This window comes from Actinomadura formosensis NBRC 14204, assembly GCF_001552155.1.
GTDB lineage: Bacteria > Actinomycetota > Actinomycetes > Streptosporangiales > Streptosporangiaceae > Spirillospora > Spirillospora formosensis.
The window spans coordinates 18,624-28,821 of the sequence record NZ_BCQQ01000096.1; the positions used below are offsets into that span (position 1 = coordinate 18,624).

Sequence of the window (10,198 nt, forward strand, 5' to 3'; positions counted from 1 at the left end):
CAGGTCCCGTGGTTTCGGCAATCCGTAATGCCCCATATGAGAACGCCCGCGCCACCCGGCGCGGGCGTTCTCACGGCATCAGACCGCCACGGGGGTGGTGGCCGGCTCCAGGGCCAGTTCCAGCACCTCGCGGACGTCGCTGACGGTGAAGACCGTCATGTTCTCCAGCACCTCGGCCGGGACGTCCTCAAGGTCGGGCTCGTTGCGCTTCGGCACGATCGCGGTGGTGATGCCGAGCCGGGACGCGGCCAGCAGCTTCTGCTTCAGGCCGCCGATCGGCAGCACCCGCCCGGTCAGCGACACCTCGCCGGTCATCGCCACGTCCGCGCGGACCGGCCGTCCCGACAGCAGCGACGCGAGGGCCGTCGTCATCGTGATGCCGGCGCTCGGGCCGTCCTTCGGGATCGCGCCGGCGGGCACGTGGACGTGCACGCCGCGGTCCTTCAGGTCGCCGACCGGGAGCTCCAGCTCCGCGCCGCGCGAGCGCAGGTAGGACAGCGCGATCCGGGCCGACTCCTTCATGACGTCGCCGAGGTGCCCGGTGAGCGTCACGCCGGTGTCACCGGTCTCCTTGTCGGCCAGCGACGCCTCGATGTAGAGGACGTCTCCGCCCGCGCCGGTCACCGCCAGGCCCGTCGCGACACCCGGCACGCCGGTGCGGCGCTCGTTGCGGCTCAGCTCGACCTCCGGGGTGAACCTGGGCCGTCCCAGGTAGTCCTTCAGGTCGTCCGCGCCGATACGGACGGGCAGCGCCGCCTTCTCCAGCGCCACGTTCGCGGCGACCTTGCGCAGGACCCGCGCGATCGAGCGGTCCAGGGACCGGACGCCGGCCTCGCGGGTGTACTCGGCCGCCAGCAGCCGCAGCGCGTCGTCGCCGAACGCCACCTCGGACGCCTCCAGCCCGGCCTTGTCGAGCTGGCGCGGCAGCAGGTGGTCGCGGGCGATCGTGACCTTCTCGTGCTCGGTGTAGCCGTCCAGCTCCACCAGCTCCATCCGGTCGAGCAGCGGCCCGGGGATGGCCTCCACCACGTTCGCCGTGGCGAGGAACAGCACGTCGCTGAGGTCGAGCTCCACCTCCAGGTAGTGGTCCCGGAAGGTGTGGTTCTGCTCGGGGTCGAGGACCTCCAGCAGCGCCGCCGTCGGGTCGCCCCTGTAGTCGGCACCGACCTTGTCGACCTCGTCCAGCAGGACGACCGGGTTCATCGAACCGGCCTCCCGGATGGCACGGACGATGCGTCCGGGGAGGGCGCCCACGTAGGTACGGCGGTGCCCCCGGATTTCGGCCTCGTCCCTGACGCCGCCCAGGGCGACACGGACGAACTCGCGTCCCATGGCCCGCGCGACCGATTCGCCAAGCGAGGTCTTGCCCACGCCAGGAGGACCGGTCAGCGCGAGCACCGCACCGCTACGGCGTCCGCCCACGACGCCCAGGCCGCGGTCCTCACGCCGCTTCCGGACGGCCAGGTACTCGATGATGCGTTCCTTCACGTCATCGAGCCCGGCGTGGTCGGCGTCCAGGATCTCCCTGGCGCCCGCGATGTCGTAGGCGTCCTCGGTCCGGTCGTTCCACGGGATGTCGAGGACCGTGTCGAGCCACGTGCGGATCCAGCCGCCCTCCGGCGAGGCGTCGGACGACCGCTCCAGCTTGTCGACCTCCTTCAGCGCCGCCTCGCGCACCTTCTCCGGGAGGTTCGCGGCCTCGATCCGGGCCCGGTAGTCGTCCTCCTCGTCGGCGGGGTCGCCGTTCAGCTCGGCCAGCTCCTTGCGGATGGCCTCCTGCTGCTGCCGCAGCAGGAACTCCCGCTGCGTCTTCTCCATGCCCTCCTGGACGTCCTTGCGGATCGTCTCCGCCACGTCCAGCTCGGCCAGGTGGTCACGCGTCCACCCGATCAGCAGGGTGAGCCGCTCCACCACGTCGACGGTCTCCAGGACCTCGATCTTCTGCTCGTCCGTCAGGTACGGGGCGTATCCGGCGTTGTCGGCCAGCGTGGACGGGTCGTCGATCTGCTGCACCACGTCCACGACCTGCCACGCGCCGCGCTTCTGCAGGATCGCGCTGACCAGGCCCTTGTACTCCTTGGCCAGTTCCTGGGCCCGCCCGGACGCCGGCGGCGCCTCGATCACGGTCCCCTCGACCCACAGCGCCGCGCCCGGCCCCGTGGTCCCGGTGCCGATCCGCACCCGCGACACGCCGCGGACGACCGCGCCCGGCTCCCCGCCGGGCAGCCGTCCCTCCTGCTCGATCACGCCGAGCGTGCCGACGCCGGCGTACCGCCCGTTCAGCCTGGGCACCAGCAGCACCCGCGGCTTGCCGGCCGGCCGGATGCCCGGGCCCGTGGATTCGGCCACCGCCCGCGCGGCCTCGATGGCCGCCCGCACCTCGCCGTTCCCGGAGAGGTCCAGGGGGACCACCATGCCGGGCAGAACGACCCCGTCCTCCAGGGGCAGCACCGGCAGCGTCAGGGTTTCGCTCATGCTCAGCTCCAAGTCCGTTCGCAGACCCAATCTCAAGTTGAGTCATACACACTCAAGAAAACGGAGCACAACTTTGTTTCCGCAGCAACGTTCGCTCTCAGCGATCACCCGCCACCGCCGGTTCCGCGGACGAAGCCGCCCGCCTCGCGCGGATGGCCGGCCGCCGGCGCCCGTTCCCCGGTTCGGCGGGCCGGGCGGGCAATGCGCAGGTAAAGGCCGCTTCGCGATCTTGATTCTTTACTCGGAACGCGTTTACATGCGCATGACGGAAGGGTACCTAAAGCAACGAGTTCGTGACTCAGGGTGAACGAAGGGTTCTCGGGGCGGCAAAGTCCCGGGCCGGAAACGTAGGAGGGGCCGGATGCGGCGCACAGAACGCACCGAGCACGAGGCCCCGCCTGTTCTCGTCTCCCTCTCCCCACGCGGCCCGGTCCGTACGGCCGAGGACGTTCGCGGCGCGCTCCGCCCCGGCGGACCCCGTCCCCCAGCGGGTACCGGGGCGGCGGCGCGCCGCGACACACCTCGGGCCCTCGGCCGTACCGGACCGGCCCCGCGCATCGGCCTCCCCCGGGCCCCGGCGCCCCCCGCCCCCGTGGCGTTTCTCCCCCCTCGCCGGGCGGGCCGTCACACCCCCGCCCGGCCGGACCGGAGGGGAGGTGGGAATCAGCCCTCACAACAACCGGCGTCACGCCGGTAGGCACAGGCGGCCGGAACTTCGTCCGACCCCCGTCCCGGCCGCCAACGCAGTAAGGGATCGCTGCGAAACTGAGGCCCGTGGAAGAGCGACACCCTCCACGGGCCTCGGTTCACAGCTTCCTGCGCCAGACCTGGCCGTGCACCACGTCCCCGAACATCTCGGCCGGGGGCTCCTCCTCGTCGAGGACGAACCCGGCCCGCTCGTAGAGGCGGTGCGCCGGACGCTGCAGCGCCGTCGTCCACAGCATGATCTCGCGGTAGCCGGCCTCGGCCGCGAACCGGACGCACGCGTCGACCAGCGCGGCCCCCACCCCCATGCCGCGGGCGTCCGGCTCGACATGCAGCAGCCGGAGCTGGGCGACGCCGTCCTCCCGCTTGACGCAGAACACACCGCCCACCCGGACGCCGTCCGACTCGGCGATCCACGCGTTCTCCCGCTCCGGGTCGTGGTCGCGGACGTAGCCGGCGACGACCGAGGCGACCAGCGCCTCGTAAGTGCGGTCCCAGCCGCATTCCGCGTCGTAGAGGGCGCCGTTGCGCTCCACCACCCAGCCGAGGTCGCCGGGACGCAGCGGGCGCAGCACGACACCGTCCGGGCGCGGGCGGTCGCCGAGGACGGCGTGGACCGTGCGCATCGCGGCGAGCAGCCGGCGGCGGTCACCGGGAGCCAGCCCGTCCAGCAGGCCGCGGATCTCGGCGACGGTCCGCTCGTCCAGCATGGCGAACACCTCGCGGCCCCGCGGCGTCAGCCGGACGATCTGGCGGCGGGCGTCACCGGCGGCGCGCTCGCGGACGACGAGGCCGTCGGCCTCGAAGCGGGCCAGCATCCGGCTGAGGTAGCCGGCGTCCAGACCGAGCGAGCGGCGCAGGGCGAGGACCTCGGTGTCCGTCCGCTGGGCCAGTTCGAAGATCACCCGCGCTTCGGTGAGGGAGTAGGGCGACCGGACGAGCCCCTCGCCGAGCACCCCGATGACGCCGGTGTAGAAGCGGTTGAACGCGCGGACCGTGCCGACGTCCTCCTGGGTCGCCTCCATGCCCTGCCTCCTACGTTTGACTGAGTCAAACGTTACGCCGGAAGGAAGGTGATGTGCCAGCCCCCGGGGTGGGGTCAGGCGTTCGCTTCGGCCTTGGCCGGCGGCAGCGCGCGCACCTCACGGACGATCTTGTGCTCGACGAAGAACGTCATCAGCGGCACGACACCGCCGAGCACGATCCACACCATCTTGGTGAGCGGCCAGTCCGTGCGCCGCCACAGATCGAAGGCGAGCCCCACGTAGACCATGTAGAAGAGGCCGTGGATCGGCGACACGACGGCCACCATCTCCGGCATGTCGGTCGGCCCGTACTTCAGGACCATCCCGATCGTCAGCAGGACCAGCAGGGTCCCGACGATCAGCGCCAGGATCCGGTACCTGGTCACCGCGCCTTCCACAGGAGCACACCTTTCGTTCAGCGGGCCGGGACGCCCGCCGGAGGGGTCAGCGGCGTCCGCGGCCCTCGGAGTTGAGCCGGGCGAGGTAGCGGTTGTAGGCCGCGAGTGCGGGGTCCTCTTCCTCGTGCCGTTTGATGATCTCCCGCTTGACCTCGGCCTCCGCGGGCTCCTCCAGCACCATGGGCGCGGGCTTGATCCCGGCCCGCTCGTCCCGGATCATCTTGACCCACATCACGATCACGAAGATCGCGAAGATCGGCCATTCGAACGTGTAGGCCCAGCTGCGGTCGTTGCCGGACTGGGCGCGGTCGAACTGCCACCAGCCGAACCCGAGGAACGCGCCGCACAGCATGATCGCGAGCGCGTGGAGCCCGAGCCAGCCCGGGGTGAGGAACCGTCGCACGCCACCGAGCCTACCCCCGGTTCCGCGGGCCGCGCCCCCGACCCCGTCTCACGACGGCGGCGGGCCCACATAGACGGCGCGGGGACGCAGCGGGCCGCGCCGGCCGTACTCCTCCAGCGCGTGCGCGAGCCATCCGGCGGTGCGCGCGACGGCGAAGATCGCCTCCCCCGCGCCCGGGACGAGCCCGGCGACCGCGCCCAGCGTCGCCAGCGCGAAGTCGATGTTGGGCGGGGGCAGGCGGCGGCGCGCGGCCTCGTCCAGGACGGCCTCGGCGGCGGCGAGCCGCTCATGACCGGGCGCCGCGGACCGGATGAGGTCCATCAGCAGGGTGCCGCGCCCGTCCCCCGACTTGTAGACGCCATGCCCGAAGCCGGGGACGCGCTCGCCGGCGCGCAGCCGTTCGCCCAGCGCGCGGGACGCGGACGCCGGGTCGGCGACCTCGGCGATCAGCCGTTCCGCACCGTAGGACGCGCCGCCGTGCAGGGGCCCGCTGAGGACGCCGAGCCCGGACGCGACGACCGCGTAGGGGTCGGCGCGCACGGACGCGGCGACCCGCACGGCGACCGTGGAGGCGGCCAGTTCGTGGTCGGCCAGCAGGATCATGGCGGCCTCGAACGCGCGCGGCAGGCCGCCGGGCTCGGGCGGATGCGGGCACAGGCGGCCCCAGAGCCGCTCGGCGACCCGTCCCGTGCCGGGGGTGCCGCCGGCCGGGGGCAGGGCCTCGATGAGGCCGGCGACCAGCGCCCGCCCGGTCGCGGTGACGCCTTCGGGGTCGAGGTGGTGGCGGAGCGGGTCGGTGGCGGCGAGCGCCGTGACGATCAACTGGAGCCGGTCGAGCGGGAGGAGACCGGCGGGCAGCCCGGACTGGGCGGCGACGGCCGCGGCGACACCGTCCTCCCGGGCCCGCCAGGCTCCGGGGTCTTCGTCGCGGCCCGTCCAGAGCCAGGTGGCGGCGTCCTCGAACGTGCGGGTCTCCGCCATGGCCAAGGCGTCCCGTCCCCGGTAGAACGGGCGGTCGGCGCCGAGCGCGGTGATCGCCGACTCGATCGCCAGCTCTCCCGGGCCGGGCGGGCGGCGCGGTTTCCCGCGCCGCGCCAGTTCCTCGACCTGCGCGGCGTCGAAGAGGCTCCGGCGCCCGTCCGGGGCGTGCTTGCGGCGCAGGACGCCCCGGCTCACATACGCGTACAGCGTGGCGGGCTTCACACCGAGCCGCTCGGCGGCGGTCTTGGCGTCGATCCAACCCCTGACCTGCGGGTTCTCCATCGTCATCGCCTCTTAATATTGATTATCGTCAATATTGATACATATAGATTCCGCTGTCAATCTGAGGACATGCCCCAGATTCACTTCCTGGACGTCACCAACCGCGACGGCGTCCAGACGGCCCGGACCGGGCTGTCCAAGTTCGGCAAGACGATGGTCAACTTCTACCTGGGACGACTCGGCGTGGCGCAGTCGGAGATCGGCTTCCCGTTCCTGTTCCACGAGGTTCCCTACGTGCGGGCGCAGATCGCGCTCGCGGCGGCGGGCGCCTTCGGCGGGCTGCGGCTGTCGGGCTGGTGCCGGGGCGTCGCGCGGGACGTGGAGAAGGCCGTCCAGGTGCGGGCCGGCGGCACCGGGCTCGCGCACTACAACCTGTCGATCTCGACGTCCGACTACATGATCGCGAACAAGTTCCGGGGCCGGCTCGACCGGGACGCGATCATCCGCGAGATGGTCGCGGCCGTCCGCACGGCCAAGGCGGGCGGTGCCCGGACGGTCGGGGTCAACGCCGAGGACGGTTCCCGCACCGACGACGGCTTCCTCAAGGAGTTCGCCCTGGCCGCGAAGGAGGCCGGGGCCGACCGCGTCCGGTACTGCGACACGATCGGCGGTGACACGCCCGACCGCGTCAGGGAGCGCTTCGCCAAACTGGCGTCCGCCGTAGGGATGCCGGTCGAAACCCACTGTCACAACGACCTCGGCCTGGCCGTGGCCAACTCCGTCAGCGGCGCGCTCGGCGACCTGGAGGCCGGCCAGGACGCGTGGATCAACACGTGCATAAACGGCATCGGCGAGCGGTCGGGCAATGCCGACCTGCTGGCCACCATCCTCGCGTTCCGGCACGGGTTCGGGCTGGAGGATCGCGGCATCGAGATCGGCGACCCGATCGACCTGTCGTGGGCGCGGCGGTTCGCGCTGTGGGCGAGCTACGCGTTCGGCCAGCCGCTCCCCTACAACCAGGTCGGCGTGGGCCGGAACGCCTTCGCGCACGAGTCCGGCATCCACGCGGACGGCGCGCTCAAGGACCACGGCAACTACGAGCTGTACGACGAGGAGACCCTCGGCCCCTTCCCGGACGACTGGCACACCCGTCCCGGACGCGTCGTGCTCACCGGCGAGTACGGCGGCAAGGCGGGCTTCAGGCACGTCATGGACGGTCTGGGCATCGAGCCCGCCGACGAGGACCTCGCCTTCAAGCTCGTCCAGTTGTGCAACGCCCAGACGGGCCGCCCGCTCACCGACGACGAACTCCGCCTCATCGCCACCCATCCCCGCGAACTCGCTCTCCTTTTCCCAGGTCAAATCCCCTGATCGCGAATTCGGACGGATTTGTCGGGGGCGTGCCCTACGTTCCCGGACATGGCGAGCAGCACGGTGGCGGCGGGGGCCGCGCAGGCGTACACGTACATGCGACCGTCCGGACTGGACGGCGGCCTACTCGGCCTGTCCACGTCGGGCGGGACGACGGCCGGCGGGCCGCGGGCGCATCCGCACTTCTTCAGCGGGGTGCTCACCCAGGCGGCGCCGGCCGCGGCGGCGCTCCTCGCGCTGGCCGACGTCGCGCAGACGCGGTACTTCCAGCCGCGTCCCACGGCGTTCCGCGATCCGGTCGTCACGTGCGGCGGCGACCGGATCCGGATGGAGTCGTTCTCCGCGTGCGGTGGCGTCTACGCGCGGCTGGACGTGCTGGAGCCCGCGCTGGACGGCGAGATGCACGAGCGCGGCACGACGAACGTGGACGTGAACGGCCCGCTGCGGGAGGCCCTCGCCCGGGTGGGCGGCTCCGATCCGCTGCATCTCGCGGTGGGCGCCGGGGAACTGGCCGTGACGACCATGGACGGCGCCGTCGTGGAGAAGAAGGTGCCGCTGCCCGACCGGTGGCTCCGGGGTTTCGCCGAGGTGCAGGTCAGCACGGCCGGGTTCGATCCGCGCGGCGAGCTGAGGGGGCCGGACGCAGTGCGGTTCCTGCGGTCGCTGCCCCGCGGGTCCCGCGGGGTCATGTGGGCCGTTCCGGCGGGCCGTACGCTGCGGCTCACCACCCGTCCGGCCGCCGGGGCGGTGTGCCTGGCCGGGACCGACCGCCTGCGGACGATGCTGCCGCTGCTCCGCTTCGCCAGAACCCTGCGCGTCTACGGGCCGCCCGTCACCGGCGGCAGCGGGCCGGTGTCGAGCGCCTGGGAGCTGGAGCTCCCGGGGATGCGGTACATCCTGACGCTGTCGCCGGAGAACTCACGTGGTTTCTCCGGCGAGGGCGCCGTGCTGGACGCCATCTCGACCGACGAGGCGGCGGGAGACGCCGACCTGCTCGGGGCACTGCTGTCCTTCGAGCCGCGTGTCGAACCCGGCCTCCTCGCCGAGCGCTCTGGTCTCACGCTCGCGCGGACGAAGGCCGGGCTGATCCAGCTCGGGACGTCCGGACGCGTGGGTTTCGACGCCGCCGAGGCCGCGTTCTTCCACCGCGAACTGCCCTACGACCCGGCGCGTGTCGCGGGCCTCAACCCGCGGCTGCGTTCGGCGCGCGCGCTCGTCGAGGACGGTGCCGTGCGGTTCACCGGCGGCGACACGGCCACCGTGCTGAGCAACGGCAGTGAGCGCCGCGTCCGCTTCGACGGCGACCGTGTCACGTGCACGTGCCCGTGGTGGTTCGACCATCGAGGGGAGCGTGGGCCGTGCAAGCACGTGCTCGCCGCCCGCATCGTCCGCCGCGAGGTGCGCGTGGAGGCCGGGCGATGAGCGCGTGGGACGACATCCGGAAGGCGATCGACGCCGGCGACCGGGACACGACGGCGCGCCTGGTCATGGAGCTCGACAACACCGCCCGCCGCACCGTCGCCGGGCAGCTCCCCGGACGGATCGGGGAGATGCGCGCGGCGTCGCAGTACGGGTTCCTGTGGCAGGAGGCGATGGAGTCGCTGCTCGTGGCCGGGGCGGGGACGATCAGCGGTGTAGTGGCCGCCGCCACCTGGCTCTGCCGCAGGGACCTGCGCCTGTGGTGGAGCAGGGACCGCTATGCGGGCCTGTGCGAGGCGCTGTGCGCGGTCACGGCCGCCCGTCCGGCCGAATGGCGCGCGGAGGTCGCCCGCCGTGTCGCCGACCGCATCCGCCTTACGGAGGGCAACTCGCCGCTGTGGCACATGGCGGCGGCGCTCACCAGATCCGCGGGGGCCAGGCCGCCCGTGTCGGATGGTTTCGTGGTGGGCTGGGCCACCGAAGGCGTACGTCCCCGCGAACTCGCCGAGGACCCGTTCCTGGACACCCTCGTCCCCAAGCTGTTCGAGGTGGACGGGGTGGGAGCCGCCCTCGCCGATGACCGGGCGAGAGCCGGATGGGACGATGCCCGAGGCGGCACCTGGGCCGGCTCGCTCACCGCTCTGGCCCGCGCCGGCCGGCTCGACCGCACGGCCCTCCTGGACGGCTGCGTCAGCCGTTTCCTGCGGGGCGGCACCGCACGCAATCTCCGCTGGTTCGCCCAGCTGCACGACGGGCTGGCGCCGACCGACGACGAGACGGCCGCCCGCGTGCGCGACTACGTCCGGCTGCTGCCGGCCGCTCCCTCGACCGTCGCGGATCTCGCGCTGAAGCAGGTGCGCCGGGCCGACGACCTCGGGCTCCTCGACGCCGAGCTGTTCGGCGAGGCCGCCGGCGCCCTGCTGTTCCGGCCGGAGAAGAAGCTCGTCCGGGCCGCGCTGACCTGGCTCGACAGGACGGCCCGCGGGCGCGACCGGGTCGAGCCCACCCTGCGCGCCCTCACCGCCGTGTTCGGGTCCGACGCCCTCGACCTGCGGGAACGCGCCGTCAAGATCGCGGCCAGGCACGCGGCCCACGCGGGCGGGTCCGTGCGGGCGGAGGTCCGGGACGCCGCCGCCGGGCTGCCCGCAGCCCTGCGCGAGCCGGTCGCGGAGGCGTTCGGCGAGATCGAGGCGGCCGCC

General features: G+C 72.8%; 8 protein-coding genes. 3 read left to right on the plus strand and 5 right to left on the minus strand.

Going from position 1 to position 10,198, the window contains the following annotated elements; genetic code table 11:
• Window positions 1–78: 78 nt before the first annotated feature.
• From lon to AF1_RS22890, 5 genes are all read right to left on the minus strand, one after another.
• Window positions 79–2,475, minus strand: a complete 2,397-nt coding sequence (lon, locus tag AF1_RS22870; RefSeq protein ID WP_067802953.1) for an endopeptidase La — start codon at window positions 2,473–2,475, stop codon at window positions 79–81.
• A gap of 806 nt (window positions 2,476–3,281) precedes the next feature.
• A complete protein-coding gene (locus AF1_RS22875; protein WP_067802956.1) occupies window positions 3,282–4,205 on the minus strand; it encodes a bifunctional helix-turn-helix transcriptional regulator/GNAT family N-acetyltransferase in 924 nt (307 codons plus the stop codon).
• Window positions 4,206–4,279: 74 nt separating this feature from the next.
• Window positions 4,280–4,603 carry a DUF3817 domain-containing protein gene (locus AF1_RS22880; protein ID WP_067802959.1) on the minus strand — a complete coding sequence of 108 codons (324 nt, stop codon included), beginning with the start codon at window positions 4,601–4,603 and terminating at the stop codon, window positions 4,280–4,282.
• A gap of 46 nt (window positions 4,604–4,649) precedes the next feature.
• Window positions 4,650–5,006 (minus strand): hypothetical protein, encoded by a 357-nt coding sequence (locus AF1_RS22885; protein WP_067802962.1) that lies wholly within the window; start codon window positions 5,004–5,006, stop codon window positions 4,650–4,652.
• Window positions 5,007–5,054: 48 nt separating this feature from the next.
• A complete protein-coding gene (locus AF1_RS22890) occupies window positions 5,055–6,275 on the minus strand; it encodes a citrate synthase (protein ID WP_242608893.1) in 1,221 nt (406 codons plus the stop codon).
• A gap of 63 nt (window positions 6,276–6,338) precedes the next feature.
• Between AF1_RS22890 and AF1_RS22895 the strand changes: the two genes are divergently transcribed.
• The 3 genes from AF1_RS22895 to AF1_RS22905 all read left to right on the plus strand — a co-directional run.
• A complete protein-coding gene (locus AF1_RS22895) occupies window positions 6,339–7,580 on the plus strand; it encodes a LeuA family protein (protein WP_067802965.1) in 1,242 nt (413 codons plus the stop codon).
• A gap of 48 nt (window positions 7,581–7,628) precedes the next feature.
• Window positions 7,629–9,002: an SWIM zinc finger family protein gene (locus tag AF1_RS22900; protein ID WP_067802969.1), complete on the plus strand. Its 1,374-nt coding sequence runs from the start codon at window positions 7,629–7,631 to the stop codon at window positions 9,000–9,002.
• Window positions 8,999–10,198: DUF6493 family protein (locus tag AF1_RS22905; protein ID WP_217999838.1), on the plus strand; the 1,200-nt coding region annotated here is incomplete at its 3' end. The genes AF1_RS22900 and AF1_RS22905, both read left to right, overlap by 4 nt.

What these genes read in the sequence shown, in the direction of transcription:
- lon (WP_067802953.1), bottom strand. Translation starts at nt 2,475, where the DNA reads ATGAGCGAAACCCTGACGCTGCCGGTGCTGCCCCTGGAGGACGGGGTC.
- AF1_RS22900 (WP_067802969.1), top strand. Translation starts at nt 7,629, where the DNA reads ATGGCGAGCAGCACGGTGGCGGCGGGGGCCGCGCAGGCGTACACGTAC.
- AF1_RS22875 (WP_067802956.1), bottom strand. Translation starts at nt 4,205, where the DNA reads ATGGAGGCGACCCAGGAGGACGTCGGCACGGTCCGCGCGTTCAACCGC.
- AF1_RS22895 (WP_067802965.1), top strand. Translation starts at nt 6,339, where the DNA reads ATGCCCCAGATTCACTTCCTGGACGTCACCAACCGCGACGGCGTCCAG.
- AF1_RS22890 (WP_242608893.1), bottom strand. Translation starts at nt 6,275, where the DNA reads ATGACGATGGAGAACCCGCAGGTCAGGGGTTGGATCGACGCCAAGACC.